At 67.9% G+C, this 19,501-nt stretch carries 18 protein-coding genes and 1 tRNA gene; 12 read left to right on the forward strand and 7 right to left on the reverse strand.

Features of this window, described 5'->3' with window-relative positions; translation table 11 throughout:
* Positions 1-6 precede the first annotated feature (6 nt).
* From RXV88_RS11625 to RXV88_RS11680, 12 genes are all read left to right on the forward strand, one after another.
* Positions 7-759: an ABC transporter permease gene (locus RXV88_RS11625; protein ID WP_316293020.1), complete on the forward strand. Its 753-nt coding sequence runs from the start codon at positions 7-9 to the stop codon at positions 757-759.
* Complete coding sequence (locus RXV88_RS11630) at positions 756-1,733, forward strand: PhnD/SsuA/transferrin family substrate-binding protein (protein WP_316293022.1); 978 nt, start codon at positions 756-758, stop codon at positions 1,731-1,733. The genes RXV88_RS11625 and RXV88_RS11630 overlap by 4 nt, the downstream gene beginning before the upstream one ends.
* The gene (locus RXV88_RS11635; protein ID WP_316293025.1) at positions 1,730-2,491 is read left to right on the forward strand and encodes a sulfite exporter TauE/SafE family protein; all 762 of its coding nucleotides are present in this window, start codon (positions 1,730-1,732) and stop codon (positions 2,489-2,491) included. Before RXV88_RS11630 ends, RXV88_RS11635 begins: the two co-directional genes overlap by 4 nt.
* Before the next feature lie 98 nt (positions 2,492-2,589).
* Positions 2,590-3,591 carry a tripartite tricarboxylate transporter substrate-binding protein gene (locus RXV88_RS11640; protein WP_316293026.1) on the forward strand — a complete coding sequence of 334 codons (1,002 nt, stop codon included), beginning with the start codon at positions 2,590-2,592 and terminating at the stop codon, positions 3,589-3,591.
* A gap of 85 nt (positions 3,592-3,676) precedes the next feature.
* Positions 3,677-4,189, forward strand: coding sequence for a tripartite tricarboxylate transporter TctB family protein (locus RXV88_RS11645; RefSeq protein WP_316293028.1), 513 nt, complete (start codon positions 3,677-3,679; stop codon positions 4,187-4,189).
* Positions 4,182-5,696, forward strand: a complete 1,515-nt coding sequence (locus tag RXV88_RS11650; RefSeq protein WP_316293031.1) for a tripartite tricarboxylate transporter permease — start codon at positions 4,182-4,184, stop codon at positions 5,694-5,696. The genes RXV88_RS11645 and RXV88_RS11650 overlap by 8 nt, the downstream gene beginning before the upstream one ends.
* On the forward strand, positions 5,693-6,952 hold the full coding sequence (locus tag RXV88_RS11655) for a hypothetical protein (protein WP_316293033.1): 1,260 nt from the start codon (positions 5,693-5,695) through the stop codon (positions 6,950-6,952). The genes RXV88_RS11650 and RXV88_RS11655 overlap by 4 nt, the downstream gene beginning before the upstream one ends.
* Complete coding sequence (locus RXV88_RS11660) at positions 6,949-7,428, forward strand: OsmC family protein (protein WP_316293036.1); 480 nt, start codon at positions 6,949-6,951, stop codon at positions 7,426-7,428. The genes RXV88_RS11655 and RXV88_RS11660 overlap by 4 nt, the downstream gene beginning before the upstream one ends.
* Positions 7,422-7,880, forward strand: a complete 459-nt coding sequence (locus tag RXV88_RS11665) for a (2Fe-2S)-binding protein (RefSeq protein ID WP_316293038.1) — start codon at positions 7,422-7,424, stop codon at positions 7,878-7,880. Before RXV88_RS11660 ends, RXV88_RS11665 begins: the two co-directional genes overlap by 7 nt.
* Complete coding sequence (locus RXV88_RS11670) at positions 7,877-9,985, forward strand: molybdopterin cofactor-binding domain-containing protein (RefSeq protein WP_316293041.1); 2,109 nt, start codon at positions 7,877-7,879, stop codon at positions 9,983-9,985. The genes RXV88_RS11665 and RXV88_RS11670 overlap by 4 nt, the downstream gene beginning before the upstream one ends.
* A gap of 73 nt (positions 9,986-10,058) precedes the next feature.
* Positions 10,059-11,015, forward strand: a complete 957-nt coding sequence (locus RXV88_RS11675; protein WP_316293043.1) for an NAD(P)/FAD-dependent oxidoreductase — start codon at positions 10,059-10,061, stop codon at positions 11,013-11,015.
* A gap of 117 nt (positions 11,016-11,132) precedes the next feature.
* Complete coding sequence (locus RXV88_RS11680; RefSeq protein ID WP_316293044.1) at positions 11,133-11,537, forward strand: MarR family transcriptional regulator; 405 nt, start codon at positions 11,133-11,135, stop codon at positions 11,535-11,537.
* 111 nt (positions 11,538-11,648) lie between these two features.
* On the opposite strand, the gene RXV88_RS11685 is transcribed toward RXV88_RS11680, so the two are convergent.
* The 7 genes from RXV88_RS11685 to RXV88_RS11715 form a co-directional block, all read right to left on the reverse strand.
* Positions 11,649-11,723: transfer RNA gene (locus tag RXV88_RS11685), tRNA-Gly, on the reverse strand.
* Between the two features lie 102 nt (positions 11,724-11,825).
* The gene (locus RXV88_RS11690; RefSeq protein ID WP_316293045.1) at positions 11,826-12,635 is read right to left on the reverse strand and encodes a phosphodiesterase; all 810 of its coding nucleotides are present in this window, start codon (positions 12,633-12,635) and stop codon (positions 11,826-11,828) included.
* A gap of 1 nt (position 12,636) precedes the next feature.
* A complete protein-coding gene (gene glmM, locus RXV88_RS11695; protein WP_316293047.1) occupies positions 12,637-13,986 on the reverse strand; it encodes a phosphoglucosamine mutase in 1,350 nt (449 codons plus the stop codon).
* Positions 13,976-15,004, reverse strand: coding sequence for a dihydropteroate synthase (gene folP, locus RXV88_RS11700; RefSeq protein ID WP_316293049.1), 1,029 nt, complete (start codon positions 15,002-15,004; stop codon positions 13,976-13,978). The genes glmM and folP overlap by 11 nt, the downstream gene beginning before the upstream one ends.
* 40 nt (positions 15,005-15,044) lie before the next feature.
* Entirely contained in the window at positions 15,045-15,983 is a 939-nt protein-coding gene (locus tag RXV88_RS11705; RefSeq protein ID WP_316293050.1) for a dihydroneopterin aldolase, read from the reverse strand.
* A 93-nt stretch (positions 15,984-16,076) separates the two neighbouring features.
* A complete protein-coding gene (locus RXV88_RS11710) occupies positions 16,077-16,715 on the reverse strand; it encodes a cell wall hydrolase (protein ID WP_316293053.1) in 639 nt (212 codons plus the stop codon).
* Positions 16,716-16,886: 171 nt separating this feature from the next.
* A complete protein-coding gene (locus tag RXV88_RS11715) occupies positions 16,887-19,466 on the reverse strand; it encodes a putative PEP-binding protein (protein ID WP_410468820.1) in 2,580 nt (859 codons plus the stop codon).
* Positions 19,467-19,501 lie beyond the last annotated feature (35 nt).

Consider the following 19,501-nt stretch of genomic DNA (forward strand, 5'->3'; position numbering starts at 1 on the left):
ACCGGCATGGAGATCTATGGCTTCAAGGTGCCACGCATCACGGCGGTCCTGTTCTGGGCCGCACTGTGGGAGCTTATCGGGCAGTTCGAGCTCTTGCTGCTCTTCCCGCCGCTCAGCGAAGTGCTGATGGCGCTGCCGGACGTGCTGACCACGGCCAGCTTCATGGACGCCGCACGGCTGACGGTGACGGCCTATCTGGGCGGGCTGGCGCTGGCGGTGGTGATCGGCATCGGGCTGGGCATGCTGATGGGGCTGGTCAAGGCCGCCGACAACCTGCTGAATATGTGGGTGAACATCTTTCTGTCGGCGCCCTTGTCGGCGCTGGTGCCGGTGATCATGATCCTCTTCGGCATGGGCCTGCCCACAGTCGTCGTGACGGTCTTTATGTTCGCGGTCTGGATCATCGCGCTCGATACGCGGGCAGGGGTGCTGCACGTCTCACCCTCGCTGATCGAGATGTCGCGGTCCTTCGGCGCGTCGCGGTTCGAGCGGTTCAAGATCGTCCTGCTGTCGGCCCTGCCCGAGATCCTGGCGGGCATCCGTCTGGGCGTGATCCGGGGCGTCAAGGGCGTGGTGATCGGCCAGCTTCTGGTGTCGATCATCGGGGTCGGTGCGCTTTTCTCGCTTTATTCGCAGAACTTCCTGATGGCGCATTTCTGGGCGCTGATCCTGATCCTCTTCGCCTTTGCGCTGACGCTGGCGGATCTGATCGCGCGGCTGGAGCACCGGATCGAGTATTACGCCGGGGCACGGGCATGAATCTGACCCTCGCCACCTGGGACCATGACCGCGTCATGCCGCTGCATGACGGGCGGGTCACGGTGCCGGGGGTCACGTTCGAAAGCCACATCCTGCCCACCGGCAAGCTTTTCCCGCTGGCGGTGCAGGAGGCGAAGTTCGACATCACCGAGCTGTCGGTCAGCAGTTACGTTCTGCAGGTGTCGCGCGGCGACAGCGCCTATACCGCCATCCCGGCCTTCGTCAGCCGCGCGTTCCGCCACAGCGGGTTCTTCGCGCGCCAGGGATCCGAAATCGAGACCCTGGCCGATCTGGCGGGCAAGCGCGTCGGCGTGCCGGAATACCAGATGACCGCCGCGCTCTGGATGCGGGGGCTGCTGGCGGACGAATACGGCGTCGATCCGGCGGGCATCCACTGGCGGACAGGCGCGCTGGATCAGGGCGTGCGGCACGAACGGCTGGCGCTGGAACTGCCCGAGGGCATGGTGGTCGAGCCCATCGCCGATGGCGAGACCCTGCAAGAGCTGCTTCTGGACGCTCGCATCGACGGGCTGCTGGCCCCGAACCCGCCCAAGACCTTTCTGGCGGGCGATCCGCGCATCCGCCGGATCATCCCGGATTTCGGCGCGGCCGAACGCGCCTATCACGCCAAAACCGGCTATTTCCCGATCATGCACCTCATTGCCGTGCGCAAGTCACTGGTGGCACAAAACCCCGATCTGCCCGCCGCGCTGCTGTCCGCCTTCACCGAGGCGCGCGACATTGCCCTCAACCGCCTGCGCGAGGTCTGGCTGGGCTCGGCCAACCGGCTGTCGCTGCCCTGGCTCAACGAGGCGATGGAGGCGACGATTGGCAGCATGGGGACTGATTACTGGCCCTACGGGTTCGATGCCAACCGCGCCGAACTGGACACGATCTGCCGCTATTCGGTCGAGCAGTACCTGGCCGCCCGCCGGGTCGCACCCGAAGAGCTGTTCCCGGAGAGCGTGCGATGAGCGCCGATCTCTTCCACGCCGGGCTGGGATGGCCCATCGCCGCGACGCTGGCGGCGGTCAGTTTCGCGTCGTCCTTCATCACGGTCGCCTTCGGCATCGGCGGCGGGGCAGTGATGCTGGCGGTTCTGGCCGTTCTGCTGCCCGCCGCGGCGATCATCCCGGTTCATGGGCTGGTGCAGGTGGGGTCGAACGCCGGGCGGCTGGCGATCATGACGCGCTATGTTCATGGCGCCGTCGTGCCCGCCTTTCTGATCGGCGCGCTGATCGGCGTGGGCCTGGGCGGCGCGACGGTGGTGCAGCTGCCCGCGGGTGCGATCCAGCTTGGCGTGGGTCTTTTCATCCTCTGGTCGGTCTTCTTCAGGCCGCCCGCGCTCATGCGCCGGTCGGCGGCGCTGACCGGCGTGATCTCCAGCTTTCTGACCATGTTCTTCGGCGGCACCGGCCCGTTCGTCGCGGCCTTCGTGCGCGGGCAAGAGCTTGACCGGATGTCCCATGTGGCCACCCACGCGGCGCTGATGACGATCCAGCATGTGCTGAAGGTCGCGGTCTTCGGCCTTTTGGGTTTCGTCTTTTCGCAATGGATCGGCTTTGTCGCGCTGCTGATCGCGGCGGGTTTTCTGGGCACGCTGGTGGGCCGGCAAGTGCTGGCCCGGATCGACGAGCGGCTCTTCGGCCTCGTTCTGCGGGGCGTTCTGACGCTTCTGGCGCTGCGGCTGATCTGGTCGGGCGGAACGGCGCTGGCCGTGCCGGGGGGATAACGCAACAGAGCACAAGAACCGCGAGCGCGCCGCGTCCGGGCGCATCGCGGAACAAGGGCAAATCGGGCGCGATGGACATGACACCAAGGGAGGACACCATGACCCGCAAGACTTTCATCACCCGCCGCACGCTGCTGAGCACCGGGGCCGCCGCATCCGCGATGACGCTGGCCGCGCCCGGCATTCTGCGCGCCCAGAGTTTTCCGGAGCGCAACATCTCGGTCTATATCCCGACCCGCGAAGGCGGCGGCGCGGACCGCAACTTCCGCGCCTTCACCAGCGTCTGGAAGGAAAAGCTGGGCACCGATTTCGAACCGGGCTTCTATCCCGGCGCGTCGGGCCGCGTGGGCTATGAGATCTACATGGGCAAGGCCGAGCCCGATTGCTACAGCCTGATCTTCGGCAACATGGGCCCCGAGGTTCTGAACTGGGCCATGCAGGAGCCGACCTTCGACATTAACGATTATTTCTACTTCGGCCGCGTGGACGTCGATCCGAGCTGCCTCTTCGTCGGTGCCGAAAGCCCGTTCCAGACCATGGACGCGATCATCGAAGAGGCGCAGAAGCGCACGATGACCGTGGGCACGAGCCGTATGGCGCACCCTGCGTCGATCGGGCTTCTGGCGCTGGGTGAAAAGACCGGCGCCTCGTTCAACCTGATCCCGCTCTCGGGCGGCAAGAACACGGTCGCGGGCGCGGTGACAGGCGAGGTCGACTTCTCCGTTCTGACTTCGGGATCGGTGGTCGCGGCGGGCGACGCGGTGAAGACGCTGCTGGTCTTCGGCGAGAACCGCGTGGGTGAGCGGCTCGACAACGCGCCCGGCATCAACGAGGCCTTCGACATGAACCTGCCCGAGATGCTGTCGGCCCGCGCCTTCGGCATCCACCGCGCCGCGGCCGAGCAATACCCGGACCGCTACGCGCGCCTGCAGGAAACCTTTGCGGCCTCCTTCGAGGATCCCGCCCTGCTCGAGGCCTATGTCGCCACCGGCGGCGCGCCGGAATACCTCAGCTATGGCGGCGTCGAGGAATGCGCGCAGTTCATGAAGGACATGCTCGAGCTTGGCGCCAAGTACAAGCCGCTGCTGACCGGCGCCTGATCCGGAACCACAAGGCGGCGCCCCCGGCGGGGCGCCGCCATCTTTCGGCCCGCAAAAGGGCAATCCATCCGGCAGAGGAGCCACGATGAAACACGATCCCGACCGGCCGACACGCCATCTGGGCGGCGAGCTTATCATCCCGGCGATGGCGGTCGTCTTCACGCTTTACTATTTCACCACGATCTGGAATTCGCCCTGGACGGCGCAGGTCAGCGCCTTCGCCATCGGCGGCGTTCTGCTCTTTCTCTGCGCTCTGTTCTTCGTGAAAGCGCTGAAGATGCTGTCGCAGGAGGAATGCTCGCTGACCTTCGGCAATCTCGTCACCTACGAGGATCTGCGGACCGGACGGCTGGGGCTCTTCGTGACGACCGTCGGCTATTGCTGGTTCATCGATGAGCTGGGCTTCACCCTGACGACCTTTCTCTTTTTGTGGCTCAGCATGCTGATCCTGGGCCGGTTCAAGCGCGCGGGCCTGGTGACGCTGGTGTCGGCGGCGATGTCGCTGGGCGGCTGGGCGGTGTTCATCTGGGCCTTTGACACGCGCTTTCCGCGCGGCTGGTTCGAAGAGACGATGAAGACGGTGCTGGCCAATGGGTGAGACGCTTTCGCTTCTGGGCAGCGTGTTCCTGGACACGATCGGCTATTGGTGGGTGATCATCCCCACCATCTTCCTCGGGCTCATCGTGGGCGGCATTCCCGGCTTTTCGGCGGCCAACACGATCATCATCCTGATGCCGCTGACGCTGGCGATGGATTTGCAGACGGGCCTGATCTTTATGGTCACGCTTTACTGCGCGGCGCGGATGGGCGCGGGGATCCCGGCGATCCTCGTCAACATTCCGGGCACCGCGGGTGCGGCGGCGACGCCGCTCGACGGTTATCCGATGACCAAGCAGGGGCGGGGCCAGCAGGCGCTGGCGATCTCGTTCGTGTCGTCCTCCATCGGCGGGCTGCTGACCACGGTGATAGCGCTGGCGGCCATGCCGTTGCTTGCCCGTGTGGGCTTTTACATGCATTCGGTCGAGATGATCGTGGTCATGCTGTTCGGCATCTCGCTGATCGCCTCGATTGCCGCGCAGGATATGGTCAAAGGCCTGATCGCGGGCTTTTTCGGGCTGATGATCGGCGCAATCGGCACGGATGTGGTCTATGCCACCCCGCGCGGCACCATGGGCTTTCTGGAGCTTTATGACGGCGTGCCGCTGATCCCCGCGCTGGTGGGGCTTTTCGCGGTGTCCGAGGCCTTTATCATCATCGAGAAACGGGTGATCCTGACCGAGAAAGGGCAGGCGGCGATGGAGAGCCCCTCGTGGGCGGCGACCTTCGAGGGCGTGCGCGACGCGTTTTCGCGCTGGACGCACATCGTCTGGACCTCGCTCATCGGTCTGGTGATCGGGGTGATCCCGGGCGCCGGCGCCTCGATCGCCAGCTTCGTCGCCTATCAGCAGTCGCGGACCTTTTCGAAAACGCCCGAGAAATACGGCACCGGCCATATCGAGGGGCTGGTCGCCCCTGAAAGCGCCAACAACGGCGTGACCTCGGGCACTCTGGTGCCGCTTCTGGTGCTGGGCATCCCGGGCGGGGCGACGGCGGCGATCATGCTGGTGGTGATGCAATACCACGGCGTCAGCTTTGGCCCGTCGCTGTTTCAGCGCCAGCCCGAGGTGGGATACGGCATGTTCATGGCGATGGCCGTGGCTTATCTGCTGATGATCCTCACGATCCTGCCGCTGTCGCGCTACATGAGCCGGGTCACCACGGTGCCGACGATCTACCTTGCGCCGATGATCATCTCGTTCACGCTGGTCGGCGGTTTCGTGCCGCGCGAATACATGTTCGACATGTACCTGGCGCTGGTCTTCGGCGTGATCGGCTATATCGCCCGGCGCACCGGTTATCACGTGGCCGCGATCCTGATCGGCGTCATCCTCGGCCCGCTGCTGGAAACCTACTTCCTGCGCGCGCTGAAAAAGTCCGAAGGCGACATCACGGTGCTTTTCTCGTCGACGCTGGGCAATATCCTGTGGGTGGCGCTGATCGTGTCGCTGGTGCTGCCGATGGTCTTCGAAAAACGCCGCAAGCGGAAAGAGATGGTGATCCAATGAAGGTCGAATACGACGTCCCCCTGTCGCGCAACATCCGGCATCTTGGACGGCTTGAGACGCCCGGGGGCGGGCAGGTCGTGGTGCAGGGGAATTACGCCTATATCGGGCACATGAAACCGCCGCACGGCACCTCTATCGTGGATGTGTCGGACCCGGCCAATCCCCGCGTCGTGGCCCATGTCGAACCGCCCGAGTGGTCGCATACCCACAAGGTGCGCGTGGCGGGCGATCTGATGATCACCAATGTCGAGCAGGACCGCCGGCATTTCCTGCGCAAGGGCGACAAGATCCCCGGCCTGCGCGCCGAGGGTCACAGCGAGGCCGCGATAGTCGCCGCCCTGGGGGTCGAACCGTCGGACATCGCCGTGCTCGACGAGGCGCGAGAGCGCGGCTACGACGGCGGCGGCTTTCGCGTCTGGGACATTTCCGACAAGACCGCGCCCAAACTGCTGTCCTACGTCAAGACCCACGGCTTCGGCGTGCACCGGTTCGATATGGACGAAAACCATGCCTACATCTCGACCGAGATGGAGGGCTATGTCGGCAATATCCTGGTGATCTACGATCTGGCCGACCCCACGAACCCCCGCGAGATCTCGCGCTGGCACATGCCGGGCCAGCACGTCGCGGCGGGCGAGACGCCCACGGGTGTCGGCTATTCCCACCGGCTGCACCACGCGATGCGCTGCGGGGACGAGTTCTGGGCGGCCTGCTGGCACGCGGGGATGCGGGTGCTCGATGGCTCGGACCTGACGAACCCGCGCCAGATCGCCAGCTACGTCTGGCCCAAGGCGATCCCCGAACCCACGCATACCGTCATGCCCCTGGAACAGACGATCAACGGGCGGCGCTATGCGGTGGCCATCGACGAAGAACACGACCACCAGCCCGGCCGCCTGCACGGCTTTGTCTGGGTGATGGACGTGACCGACCTGTCGAAGATCGAGCCGGTCGCGGCCTGGGATCTGAGCGAACGCGCCAGTCCCTTCGTGGGCCAGCCCGGCGCGCGCTTCGGTGCGCACCAGTTCCGCGAAAAGTTCGACAGCACGCTGGTCTATTGCACCTGGTTCGCGGGCGGTCTGCGGGTGCTCGACCTGGCCGATCCGCTGTTGCCGCAGGAGGTGGCGCATTTCATCCCCGGCCCGGGCCCCGACGGCGCCCCGCCGCAATCCAACGACGTGGACGTGGGCGAGGACGGACGGATCTACCTGCTCGACCGCAACAGCGGGCTCGACATTCTGGAGATGACCTCATGAGCGACGACCTGCTGCCGCCCAGCGTCGACCCGAACCGCAAGGCGCTTGGCATCCGCCGCGTGGCGATGCGCAACGAGGCCTCGACCCGCAGCGTGATGATGGTGCGCGACCACGTGGTGATCACCGACGAAAAGGAAAGCAACACCGGCCCCACGCCGCTCGAGATGACGCTGGCGTCGCTCTGCGGCTGCGAGGGTGTGATCATCAACCGCTGCGCCGAGGCGATGAAGTTCGAGTATTCCGCGGTGGATATCGAGGCCGACGGCGAGGTCGACCAGCGTGGCAGCCGCGGGGTGCAGGGGGTGCGGCCCTATTTCAACTGGGTCAAGATGCGCATCCGCATCCATACCGAGGAATCCGACGAACGGCTGGCGCGGCTAAAGCGCAACGTAGAATACCGCTGCCCGGTGATGAATCTCTTTTCCTCGGCCGATGTTGTGCTGGACGTGACCTGGGAAAAGGTCGCGCCATGCTGAAGCTGACGATCAACGGCGCCGAGCATGAGCTGACCTCGGACCCGGACACGCCGCTGGCCTATGTGCTGCGCGACGAGCTGAGGCTCAAGGGGACCAAGATCGGCTGCGGGCTGGAACAATGCGGGGCCTGTACCGTGCTCGTCGATGGCGAGGCGGTGCAAAGCTGCGCCACCCCGGCGGCGGTCTTCGAGGGGCGCGAGATCGTGACCATCGAGGGGCTGACGGACACTGCCGAGGGGCGGTGCGTACAGGACGCCTTTGTCGAGGCGCGCGCGGCGCAATGCGGCTATTGCACCGCCGGGCTGGTGGTCGCCGTCGCCGCCTTGGCGCGGGCTGGCGCCGCCAAGGATCGCGAGGCGCTGAAAGAGGCGCTGACCGGGCATCTGTGCCGCTGCGGCAGCCATCCGCGCGTTCTGACCGCCGCCGAAGCGGTGCTTGAGGGGCAGACATGAGCCTCGACGCACATCCGCTGGTCCGCGACTGGCTCAGGGCCGATGGGGACGGGCTGGTCCTGCGCACCGGCAAGGTCGATCTGGGGCAGCGCATCTCGACCGCGCTGATGCGCATCGCCGCCGAGGAAACCACCCTGCCGTTCGACCGCATCGACGTGGCCCCGGTGCGCACCGGCGACAGCCCCGATGAGGGCATCACCTCGGGCAGCAACTCGATCCTGCAGAGCGGCCGCGCCCAGCGTCTGGCCTGCGCCACGGCGCGCGGTGCCGCGCTGGCGCTGGTGGCCGAGCGCCTGGGGGTCGCGGCGGACACGCTCGATCTGGCGGACGGGCAGATCAGCCACCGCGCCACCAACCGGCAGTTCGACCTGGTCGAGACCATTGCCGATCTGCCCGCCGATCTGCGCGTCGATCCTCAGGCCGCGCCACGCGTGCTGGACGCGTCGCTGCCCGATCTCGAACCGCGCGGTCTGCGCCAGATGGTCGAGGGCCGCTTTGCCTATGTCCACGATCTGGACCGCCCCGGCATGCTGCACGCCCGCATCGTCCGCCCGCCCATGGGCGGCGCGCGGCTGGCCGCTGTCGATCCGGAGGCCGAGGCGCGCTGGCGCGACGCGGGGCTGACGATCGTGCGCGAGGACTCCTTTCTGGCGGTCGCAGGCCCCCGGGAATGGCCCGTGGTGCGCGCGGCGCAGTCGCTGGCCACGGCGTGCCAGTGGGACATTGGCGAAGGCCTCGAGACCGGCGATATTTTCGAGATCATGCAGGCCCGCGACGCGCAGCGCTTCGCGGTGTTGGACGGCACGCCGTCACAGGACGCGCCGGTGCCGGACCCCGTGCCCGACCCGGACTTCGAGGCGCGGTATGAGCGGCCCTACACCATGCACGGCGCTTTGGCCCCTTCGGCGGCTCTGGCCGAGTGGACGGAGGGAAAGCTGGAAATCCTGACCCACAGCCAGGGCATCTATTTCCTGCGCGACAGCATCGCCGACAGCCTCGGCCTGAACCCCGAAAGCGTGGTGCTGCAACATACCCCCGGCTCGGGCTGTTATGGCCACAACGGGGCCGACGACGCGGCCTTCGACGCGGCACTGGTGGCGCGGGCGATCCCCGACACGCCGATCCTGCTGAAATACATGCGCGAGGACGAGCATGGGCTGGAACCGCTCGGCACCGCCATGACAGTCAGCGTGGCGGGCGATCTGGACCAGAGCGGCGACATCGCCGCCCTGTGGATGGAGGCGCGGGGCGACACCCACCGCGGCCGCCCGCGTGCCGGTCCCAACCGCGCCGGGGCGGCGCGGCTTGTGGCCAACAGCCTGCGCGACGCTGATGTGCCGCGCTTCGTGCCGGAACCCAACATGGGCACCCACGCCGGTCTGCACCGCAATCTGGACCCGATCTACCGCATCCCGGACAAGCGCATGGTCAAGGCGCTTGTCCCCGATCTGCCGATGCGGCCATCGGCGCTGCGCTGCCTTGGCGCGCCGACGAACGTTCTGGCCATGGAATGCACGATGGACGATCTGGCGCGCCGTGCGGGCTGCGACCCGATCGATTATCGCCGCCGGCATCTGGACGATCCGCGCGCCATCGCGGTGCTGGATGCGCTGGCCGACCGGCTGCCCAAGCTGGCCGAGGGCTCCGGGCGCGGCATCGCCTATGCGCAATACAAGAATGCCATGACCCGCGTCGGTCTGGCCGTCGATCTGACGGTGGACGATCTGGGCGCGGTGCGTCTGCAAGCGGTGCATCTGGTGGCGGATGCGGGGCGCGTCGTCGACCCCGACGGGCTCTGCGCACAGCTCGAAGGCGGGGTGTTGCAGGGCGCAAGCTGGGCGCTGCATGAACGGGTCGTCTGGGGCCGCGAGGGGCGCGAGAGCCTCGATTGGGACAGCTACCCGGTGCTGCGCTTCGACAACGTCCCGCCCATCGACATCACGCTCATCGGCCCGTCGGACGCGCCGTCGGTCGGTGCGGGCGAGGCCAGCCCGGGCCCGACCGTCGCCGCCATCGCCAACGGCATTTTCGACGCGACGGGCCTGCGGCTGCGGCGGATGCCGTTCGATGCCGACACCATCATGGGCGCAGCTTTGCAGGCCTGAGCCGCGCCATTGACTCGGCGAAATGCGGGCTAATTCCCTTAGCGTGTTCAACGCCTTGCCGGAGGTTCTTCACGTGCCCAACCCGAATACCAGCCCCCGTACCGCCGTGATCGGCGCAGGCCCCGCGGGCCTTGCCTGCGCGCAGCTTTTGCGACAGGCCGGGCATGACCCGGTGGTCTTCGAGAAAAGCCGCGGGATCGGTGGGCGCATGGCCACACGGCGGCGCGACGGGGTGCAATTCGATCACGGCGCGCAGGGGATCGTCGCCACGACAGAGGCCGGAGCGGCCTGGCTTGACGCGGCCGGGCAGGCGGGCCATGCCGCGCAATGGCCCGGCGGAGCCGCGCTGACCGGCACCGCCCCCTGGGTCGGCACGCCGGGGATGAGCGCGCTCTGCCGTCCGCTGGCCGAGGGGCTGGACATCCGCTTTTCCACCGAAGTGACGGGTGCGGAACGGCACGCGGGCGGCTGGCGGCTGCAAAGCGCCGACAGGGTCGAGGTTTTCGACCGCGTCGCCGTCGCCATTCCCGCCCCGCAGGTTCTGCGCATCTTCGGCGGCATGGACAGCGTCAGTGGGCCGCTCGCCGATGTGGTCATGGCGCCGTGCTGGGCCCTGATGGCCGCTTTCGACGCGCCGGTCGATGCGCCGCCTGTCATCAAGGACGCCGACCCCTTCGAACTGATCCTGCGCGACAGCGACAAGCCCGGTCGGCCGGGCGGCGAATGCTGGGTCGCCCACGCCACGGCCGAGTGGACCCGCGCCAATCTCGAGCTGGACCGCGACGAGGTGCGCGACCGGCTTCTGGCCGCGCTGGCAGAAAGGCTTGGCCCGTTGCCGCCGGTCCGGATCGCCATGGCGCACCGCTGGCGCTTTGCCCAGACCGAGCGCGCGCTGGGGCAAGAGGTCCTTGCGCCTGAGGACGGCCTTTTCATCGGCGGCGACTGGACCCGCGGCGCGTTGGCCGAGGACGCCTGCCTGAGCGGGCAGGCCATGGCCCGCGCGCTTCTGGCAAGCCTCGGCGCGGGGTAAGGGCCCGCTCCGTCCCGCGTCCGGCATGCCCCGGCTTTCGGGTCTGGCCTTTGGCGTGATACGCGTGCGTATCGTTGATGAGGTGCCCAATAGCCGAGGGCTCCCCCCCTGTTCGACATGCCGGGCCATCTGATCCGGCGGCTGCTCCAGCAGTCGAACGCGGTGTTTCAGGACTGGCTGAAGGCGGCGGGGATCGACCTAACCTCGGTCCAGTATGCCGCGCTGGCGACGCTCGCGCGCCATCCCGGCATCGACCAGGCCACGCTGGCCGGGCGCATCGCCTATGACCGTGCGACCATTGGCGGGGTGGTGCAGCGGCTCGAACGCAAGGGGCTGGTCACCCGCCGGGTCGACACCCAGGACCGCCGCGCGCGCAGCCTGACCCTCACGCGTCAGGGCGAGGCCCTGCTGACCGCGCTGACGCCGCTGGGGAGGGACCTGCAGGCCGACATCCACGCGGCACTGACACCGCAGGAACGGCGCCGCTTCGTGGCGCTGGTACAGAAGGCCGTTTCGGGTTGATGCGGGTTGCGAAGACGACCAAAGGTGCCGCGGCCTCCACGCCTTGGCGCCGAAAAAGCAAAGGCCGCCCGGGGGCGGCCTTGTCTGCTGACCGGCATGAGCCGGACCATCTGGAGCGGGCGATGAGATTCGAACTCACGACCCTTACCTTGGCAAGGTAATGCTCTACCCCTGAGCTACGCCCGCGTGCCAAATGGTGAGAGGCATGTAGAAGGATGCGCCTGTCTCTGCAAGTGGAAAATCGCGCCTTGCGGCGGATTTTGACCGGGTCTGGCGCACCGCCGCACGTCACCCGCTGGCAGAGCCCGGGTCGCTGAACACCGGCTGCGCCGTCACGTCATCGCTGTGCAGCACAAAGCCGCCGTCCGTGGCCAAGAGGATGCCGTAGCCGCCCGCGCCGGTCTCGGACAGGGTGCTGTCGCCGGGGCCGAGGATCATGGGCATCTGGTGGCAGGGGCTCTTGAGAACCGACACCGCAAGCCGCCCGACGCTGGCGGCGATGGTGCGGTGGATATGGCCGCAGATCAGCTGCGTGACCTGCGGCGCGCCCTGCAGCCGGTCGAGCAGCGCCGCGCCGTTGATTAGACGGATCGCGTCCATCCCGTCGAACCCGGTGCGGAAGGGCGGGTGGTGGCAGAGCACCGCCGTCGGCCGCGTGTCCTCGGCCAGGCGGTCCGACAGCCAGCCAAGCCGCCTGTCGCAAAGATAGCCGCCGTGGCGCGGGGCGATGCCATCCTCGTCCAGCGTGTCGAGGACGATCAGCCGGTGGGTGCCAAGGTCTAGCACCGATTGCGCGAAACCCTCCGTGTCGCGGGGCGCGTCGGGGAAGACCTCGTAATATCCGGCGCGGCGGTCGTGGTTGCCCAGCGTCGGGATCACCGGCAGTGCGACATCCGACAGGATCTCGCGCAGCACGGCATATTCGCGGCGGCCGCCGTGGTGGGTCAGATCGCCCAGCAGAACGATGGCCTGCGCGTCGCTATGGCGCGCCAGCGCATGGTCGAGCGCAGCGCTCAGCCGTTGGGCCGGGTCCAGCCCGGCGATCGTCTGGCCGCCCTGCGTCAGGTGCAGATCCGTCAGGATCAGGGCCTTGGCCATGTCAGGCCGCGGCCTGCGCCTGGACCTCGGCCACGATGCTGTCGACGACCCGCACCAGCAGCGCCTCATCCTCGCATTCGGCCATCACACGGATCAGCGGTTCGGTGCCCGACTTGCGGATCAAGAGCCGCCCCTTGTCGCCCAGCGTCGCCTCGGCCTCGGCGATGGCGCCCTTGACCGAGGCGGCCTCGAGCGGTGTCTGCCCGGCGGCGTAGCGCACGTTCTTCAAGAGCTGCGGCACCGGGTCGAAGTTGCGCGCCAGCGCGCTGGCGGGCTGGCCGGTGCGCACCATTTCGGCCAGGAATTGCAGCCCGGCCATCAGCCCGTCGCCGGTGGTGGCGTAATCGGTCATGACGATATGGCCCGATTGCTCGCCGCCCAGGTTCCATCCGCCGCGCCGCATCGCCTCGACCACGTAGCGGTCGCCGACGCCGGTGCGCTCGAGCCGCAGGCCCTGGCCCTGAAGGAAGCGTTCAAGCCCGAGGTTCGACATCACCGTCGCCACCAGCGTGCGGTCGCGCAGCCGGTCCTCGGCGGCCCAGCGGGCGGCCATCAGCGCCATGATCTGGTCGCCGTCGGCCACGGTGCCGGTCTCGTCGATGATCATCACGCGGTCGGCGTCGCCATCCAGGCAGATCCCGATGTCCGCCCCATGCGCGACCACGGTCTCGGCGGCCACGCGCGGCTTGGTCGAGCCGCAGTCGGCATTGATGTTCTTGCCGTTGGGGGTGACGCCCACGGGGATCACATCGGCCCCCAGCTCCCACAGCACTTCGGGGGCGGCGCGGTAGGCGGCGCCGTTGGCGCAATCCACCACCACCTTCATCCCGTCCAGCCGCATGCCGTGCGGGAAGGTGGATTTCACCCGCTCCTGATAGCGGAAGCGGCCGTCGTCGATCCGTTTGGCGCTGCCGATGTTGCCGGCTTGCGCGGGTTCCACACCGGCCTCGATCAGGGCCTCGATCTCGGCCTCGGCCTCGTCGCTGAGCTTGAACCCGTCGGGGCCGAAGAACTTGATTCCGTTGTCCTGATGCGGGTTGTGGCTGGCCGAGATCATGATCCCCAGATCGGCCCGCATCGAGGGCGTCAGCAGCCCGACGGCGGGCGTCGGCACCGGCCCCAGCAGCAACACGTTCATGCCGGTGCTGGTCAGCCCGGCGGTCAGCGCGTTCTCGAACATATAGCCCGACAGGCGCGTGTCCTTGCCGATCACGACCCGGTGCACGTTGCTGGCGTCGCGCCGGAAATAGCGCCCGGCGGCGGCGCCGATGGCCAGCGCCATCTGAGCGGTCATCGGATGTGTGTTCGCCGTGCCCCGCACGCCGTCGGTGCCGAATAGTCTACGCGACATGATGTTCTCCCTGTTCGACCTGTTCGACCGCCTGCCAGAGCGTCAGCGCCTGGCGGGTTTCGGCCACGTCGTGGACGCGCAGGAACTGCACGCCCTGCGCCACCGCCGCCAGCGCCACCGCCACCGATCCCGGCGCGCGGGCGGCGGCGGGGTGGGCATCGGCCAGCTTGCCGATGAAGCCCTTGCGCGAGGCACCCAGCAGGATGGGGCAGCCGATGCCGTGAAAGATCGAGATGCCGTTGAGGATCGCCAGATTGTGCGCGACGGTCTTGCCAAAGCCGATGCCGGGGTCGATCACGATCCGGTCGCGCGGGATCCCGAGGTTTTCCAGAAAGATGACCTGCGCGGCGAGGAAATCGTAGATGTCCAGCAGCACGTCGTCATAGCGCGGATCGTCCTGCATGGTCTCGGGATCGCCCTGGGCATGCATGATGCAGACCGGCAGGTTGTTGCGGGCGGCGAACGGCGCCAGCATCTTGTCGTAGGTAAAGCCCGACACGTCGTTGACCAGCCGCGCGCCGGCGGCGATGGCGGCTTCGGCGACGCTGGATTTGCGGGTATCGATCGAAAGCGGCACCGGCACCAGGTGGCGCAGCCCGGTGATCACCGGCTCGATCCGGGCGATCTCGGCCGGGACGGGCACGGTGGCCGCGCCGGGCCGGGTGCTTTCGCCGCCGATGTCGATCATGTCCGCGCCCTGGGCCGCCAGCTCCTGGCCGTGACGTACCGCCGCCGCCGCGTGGGCATGGGTGCCGCCATCTGAAAAGCTGTCGGGGGTGACGTTGAGAATGCCCATGATGCGGGGCCGGTCCATCGACAGACCGGCGATATCCGCGCGCGGGCGGGTCAGCGCGTCAAGCGCCGCCTCGGGCAGGTCCCGCGCGGGCCGCCATTCGGGCGCGGCCCCGCGCCGGTGCACCATCACATCGGTGAACCAGCCCGCGCCGCCCGCAAGCGTCAGCGCGCCTGGCGGGCGGGGGTTGGTGTGCTGGACGATGGGACGGAAATATTCTGTCATGGCGTTGTCATTGTCCGACGGGCCGGTGCTTGGCAAGCGCTCAGAGCCCGGCACCGTCCAAATCGACGCCCCGCAGCGGGATCCCGGCCCGCGCCGGCAAAGCTTCGCCGATGACCACCATCTCGCAGGCCTCCATCTGTCCGGCGAACCAGGCCGACAGCGCGACGCTGTCGCTGGGCTGGGAGGCGGGCCCCTGGGTGGCGTCGAGCACGATCTTCGAGGGGGCCCAGACGCAGATCTGGGCGTTCTTCATCGCCCAGTCCAGTTCGGTCCGGGTCGCGACCACCTTGCAGCGCGCGTCGCGCCCCGCCAGAACCCAGCCGTTCTGTTCGATGGCCAGCAGGTCGATCCGGCGTTGCGTCATGGCGTGGTCCGCCTTGGGCGCGGGGCAGTCGGGCAGGCCGACGCAGAGGATCAGCGGCGCGCCCCGGGCGGCCAGATCGTCGATCCAGCGCGGCAGATCGGGGCTCTGGATTGCGGCGTTGGACAGGTAGGCGATGCGCGGATGCGGGCGTTCCTGCGCCATCTCGCTGGCCATCTCGTTGAGATGCTGGCCAAAGTCGCGCCGGGTCCGCACGATCTCGACCCCAAGCGCCCCCGGCCCGCGGTCGAGCTTTTCGATCCGCACGAAGGCGCGGATCGCCTGCGGTTCCAGCAGCACACGTTCGGCAACGCGTTCGGCGAGGGTTTCCAGCAGGTTCAGCCGCTCGGCCTGCAATTCGTGGGCGATGGCCTCGGTCACCCGGTCGTAGGACAGGATGCGGTCGACGTCGTCGTCCAGTGGCGCGGTGAAAGGCTGCACCTCGACCACCACGTTGAAGCAGATCCGCTGGCGCGTGCCGCGCTCGGCCTGAAAGGCGCCGATCTCGACCTCGACTATGTGGTCGCGCAGGGAAATGCGGTCGCGCGGGGCGTCGCCCGCGGTCGCGATGGCACGTTCGGAGGGATGGGCGAATGCCAGTCGGATGTCAGTGCTCATGGGGCCGGTCACGTCGTTTATTCTGCCCCCGTGTCTAGCAGGTCTGGCAGCGGATCGCATCCCGGAACGGCGCTGTGCCGACCGGATGCGACCTCAGTTCTCGCTGACGCGCCAGGTGTGGCGATAGAACTTGTGCGTGCCGATGGTGGCGGTGTGGTCGTAGACGCGGCTCCAGGCCGGGCGCACCGCCTTGGTGTGGTAATGCGTGGCGCCCTTGGTCAGGTTGCGCGGCGCGACACCGCTGATCATCGCCTTGGCCACCTTGCCGACGCGCGCCCAGGCGGTCGGTTCGCTGATCTTTTCGGGATGACCGTCGCAGGTATAGGTGAACTGGCAGCCATAGCGCTTGCCGGTGCCCTGGTGGATCACGCCGCAGACGCTGTCGGGAAAGCGGCCGCTGTCGACGCGGTTCAGGATCACCTCGGCCACGGCGAACTGGCCTTTCACGGTCTCGCCACGCGCCTCGAAGTAAAGCGCCTCGGCCAGGCATTCCCATTCGGCGCCGCCCTTGGCCCTGGGCTGGCCATCGAGCCAGCCGCGGTCGTAACGCACGCCCTTGGCGCTGCCGGCAGCGGCCGGAGTGACAAGCGCGTCCAGATGGTCGGATTTGGCGGAGCGGAGCGCGGTCTGTTCGAGTTTCAGCAGGGCATCCGTGCCAGCGTCTGCGCCGGTCGTCACGGCGGGCAGGGCGCCTGCCGACACGATGAGCGCGGTCATCAGAATACGGAGCATAGGAACATTCCTCGTCGTGGTCATGCCCCTCGACTTGGACGCGGGGGCTTTAAAAACGAGCCTCCTAGCGAATTTTAGGCAATTCGTCCACACCCGGGCCCATGCACGGGACACATGGCCGCCAGTCACCGGGGCGGCGAACCAAAATCTCGTGGGGTTGGCGCTAACGCGCTACCCGATCTTGTCGCGGATGGCCAATTGTGCGGCAGCCAGTCGCGCCACCGGAACCCGGAACGGCGAGCAGCTGACATAGTCGAGCCCGCAGGCGCGGCAAAAGGCGATTGATTCGGCATTGCCCGCATGTTCGCCGCAGATCGACATCGTCATGTCCGGGCGACCCTCGCGCCCGCGCGCCACGCCGATGCGCAAAAGCTCGCCCACGCCCTCGGTGTCGAGAATGTGGAACGGGTCTTCGGCAAAGACCCCCTGGCTGACGTATTCGGACATGAACCGCCCCGCGTCGTCGCGCGACAGGCCATAGGTCATCTGCGTCAGATCGTTGGTGCCGAAGGACAGGAAATGCGCGTGCTGGGCGATCTCGTCGGCGCGCAGGCAGGCGCGCGGGGTTTCGACCATCACCCCCAGCCGGTAGGTGAAATCGCGCCCGCGTTCGTTGCGCACGGCCGCCGCGACCGCGTCGATGCGGGTGCGCACCAGTTCGACCTCGCGCTTTGCCGACACCAGCGGCAGCATGATCTCGGGCACCACCGGCGCGCCATCCTTCGAGGCATCGAGCGTCGCCTCAAATATCGCGCGGGCCTGCATGTCGTAGATCTCGGGGACAGTGATGCCCAGACGCACGCCGCGCATGCCCAGCATGGGGTTGTATTCGCCCATCGCCTCGACCCGGCGGGTGACGTCGCTGATCGGCAGATCCAGCGCCTCGGCCAGATCGCGCAGCCCGGCGCGGTCGGTGGGCAGGAATTCGTGCAGCGGCGGATCGAAAAGGCGGATGCAGACCGGCATGCCCTCCATGATGCGGAAAAGCTCGGTGAAGTCGGCGCGCTGCATCGGCAGCAACACGGCCAGCGCCGCCTTCCGGTCGTCGGGCGCGTCGGCGAAGATCATTTCGCGCATGGGCGTCAGCCGCTCGGTCTCGAAGAACATGTGTTCGGTGCGGCACAGGCCGATCCCCTGCGCCGCGAAGTTGCGCGCGGTGGCGGCATCGGCCGGCGTGTCGGCATTGGCGCGAATGCCGATGTCGCGCTCGGCGTCGGCCCAGGACATCAGCGTGGTAAAGGCGTCGTCGAGCGTGGCTTCGGTCATCTTGGGCGCGCCTTTCAGCACCTGGCCGGTGGTGCCGTCCACGGTGATCACGTCGCCCTCGCGGAAGGTACGTCCCTTTTCGCCCACCAGAACCTTGCGCCGGATCTGAAACCGCATCCGCGCCGCCCCCACGACGCAAGGCAGGCCCAGTCCGCGCCCGATGACGGCGGCGTGGCTGGTAATGCCGCCGCGTTCGGTCAGCACGGCGCTGGCGGCGTGCATCCCGCGCACATCCTCGGGCGAGGTTTCACGGCGCACCAGAACGCAGGCCTCGCCGCGCGCGGCGCTGGCCTGCGCCTCGGAGGCGCTGAAGACGATGCGCCCGGTGGCGGCGCCGGGGCTGGCGGCGACACCCGATCCGATCACGTCGCGTTCGGCATCCGGCGCGATCTGGCGGTGCAGCAATTCCGAGAGCGCCCGCGGTTCGACCCGCATCACCGCCTCTTGCGGCGTGATGATCCCGTCGCGCGCCAGTTCGACCGCGATACGCAGCGCCGCGCGCGGGCTGCGGGCCACGCGCACACCGTCGAGGATGTGCACCGCGCCGTTCTCGATGGTGAACTCGATCTGCATTTCCTCGCGCAGCCGCTCACGCATCAGCGCGGCCTGGCGCTTGAGCTCGGCGAAGGCCTCGGGCGCCAGTTCTTCAAGCGAGGGTCCGCGCGGGTCGCGTTCCAGGTAGAGCGATTTCGGCCCGGCCTCGAGCGCCTCGCGCCCCTGGCTCTGGCTCAGATAGCGGCCGGTGATCTGCGGCAGGCCGGTGTCGGAATTGACCAGCTGCAACACGCCCGAACCGCATTCGCCCCTGCCCAGACCCAGCGCCATTTCCTGCACCACCAGCCCCAGCCCCGCATCCACAGGCGCGCCCTTGGCCTGTCGCAGCAGCCGGGCCGTGGTGCCCTCCCAAGCCCGCGCCATCGAGCGCAGGACCTCGGTCAGCTGCACGGCGGGGTCGGTGGGGAAGGGCTCTTCGGCCTCTTCCTCGTAGGTGGACAGCGATTCCGCCAGCCCCTCGGCGCCGTCGGCCTCGATGTCCTCGAAGACATCCGGGTCGAGCCGCGCCACATGGACCGCGTAGGAATGCACGAATTTCGTATAAAGCGCCTGCGCCGCCGTTCCCCCGATGCGGTCGGCGAGCGCCGCGCAAGCGGCGTCGTTCATGCCGATGTTCAGGATCGCGCCCGGCCCGCCCCAGTCGGGGTCCTCGGACGAGGGGCGCACGCAAAGCAGGGCATTGGGCGCGAACTGGCACAGGATCTTGCCGATCTCGGGCATGTGGCCCGCCGCGATGCCGTGCACCGTGCCGAACGACAGCGCCACCGTGCGCGGAACCGGCAGATCGAGCCGCACCAGACGCTGCAGGCATTTCGCCCGCCCGCCATGGGTCGGCGTCGCCACCGGGGCGGTGGAGGTGATCAGGGTGACGTCGGCGTCTGGCTCTAGGTGCGTGTTCACGGGGGACCTGTGCTTTCCGCAGTGCAGCATACTCCCTGACACCTGTCTGACAAGCTATGTTTACA

Source organism: Aestuariicoccus sp. MJ-SS9 (genome assembly GCF_032586235.1).
GTDB lineage: Bacteria > Pseudomonadota > Alphaproteobacteria > Rhodobacterales > Rhodobacteraceae > Aestuariicoccus.

What these genes read in the sequence shown, in the direction of transcription:
- RXV88_RS11715 (WP_410468820.1), bottom strand. Translation starts at nt 19,466, where the DNA reads ATGCTGCACTGCGGAAAGCACAGGTCCCCCGTGAACACGCACCTAGAG.
- RXV88_RS11640 (WP_316293026.1), top strand. Translation starts at nt 2,590, where the DNA reads ATGACCCGCAAGACTTTCATCACCCGCCGCACGCTGCTGAGCACCGGG.
- folP (WP_316293049.1), bottom strand. Translation starts at nt 15,004, where the DNA reads ATGACAGAATATTTCCGTCCCATCGTCCAGCACACCAACCCCCGCCCG.
- RXV88_RS11670 (WP_316293041.1), top strand. Translation starts at nt 7,877, where the DNA reads ATGAGCCTCGACGCACATCCGCTGGTCCGCGACTGGCTCAGGGCCGAT.
- glmM (WP_316293047.1), bottom strand. Translation starts at nt 13,986, where the DNA reads ATGTCGCGTAGACTATTCGGCACCGACGGCGTGCGGGGCACGGCGAAC.
- RXV88_RS11690 (WP_316293045.1), bottom strand. Translation starts at nt 12,635, where the DNA reads ATGGCCAAGGCCCTGATCCTGACGGATCTGCACCTGACGCAGGGCGGC.
- RXV88_RS11650 (WP_316293031.1), top strand. Translation starts at nt 4,182, where the DNA reads ATGGGTGAGACGCTTTCGCTTCTGGGCAGCGTGTTCCTGGACACGATC.
- RXV88_RS11625 (WP_316293020.1), top strand. Translation starts at nt 7, where the DNA reads ATGGAGATCTATGGCTTCAAGGTGCCACGCATCACGGCGGTCCTGTTC.
- RXV88_RS11645 (WP_316293028.1), top strand. Translation starts at nt 3,677, where the DNA reads ATGAAACACGATCCCGACCGGCCGACACGCCATCTGGGCGGCGAGCTT.
- RXV88_RS11665 (WP_316293038.1), top strand. Translation starts at nt 7,422, where the DNA reads ATGCTGAAGCTGACGATCAACGGCGCCGAGCATGAGCTGACCTCGGAC.
- RXV88_RS11680 (WP_316293044.1), top strand. Translation starts at nt 11,133, where the DNA reads ATGCCGGGCCATCTGATCCGGCGGCTGCTCCAGCAGTCGAACGCGGTG.
- RXV88_RS11630 (WP_316293022.1), top strand. Translation starts at nt 756, where the DNA reads ATGAATCTGACCCTCGCCACCTGGGACCATGACCGCGTCATGCCGCTG.
- RXV88_RS11635 (WP_316293025.1), top strand. Translation starts at nt 1,730, where the DNA reads ATGAGCGCCGATCTCTTCCACGCCGGGCTGGGATGGCCCATCGCCGCG.
- RXV88_RS11655 (WP_316293033.1), top strand. Translation starts at nt 5,693, where the DNA reads ATGAAGGTCGAATACGACGTCCCCCTGTCGCGCAACATCCGGCATCTT.
- RXV88_RS11660 (WP_316293036.1), top strand. Translation starts at nt 6,949, where the DNA reads ATGAGCGACGACCTGCTGCCGCCCAGCGTCGACCCGAACCGCAAGGCG.
- RXV88_RS11710 (WP_316293053.1), bottom strand. Translation starts at nt 16,715, where the DNA reads ATGCTCCGTATTCTGATGACCGCGCTCATCGTGTCGGCAGGCGCCCTG.
- RXV88_RS11705 (WP_316293050.1), bottom strand. Translation starts at nt 15,983, where the DNA reads ATGAGCACTGACATCCGACTGGCATTCGCCCATCCCTCCGAACGTGCC.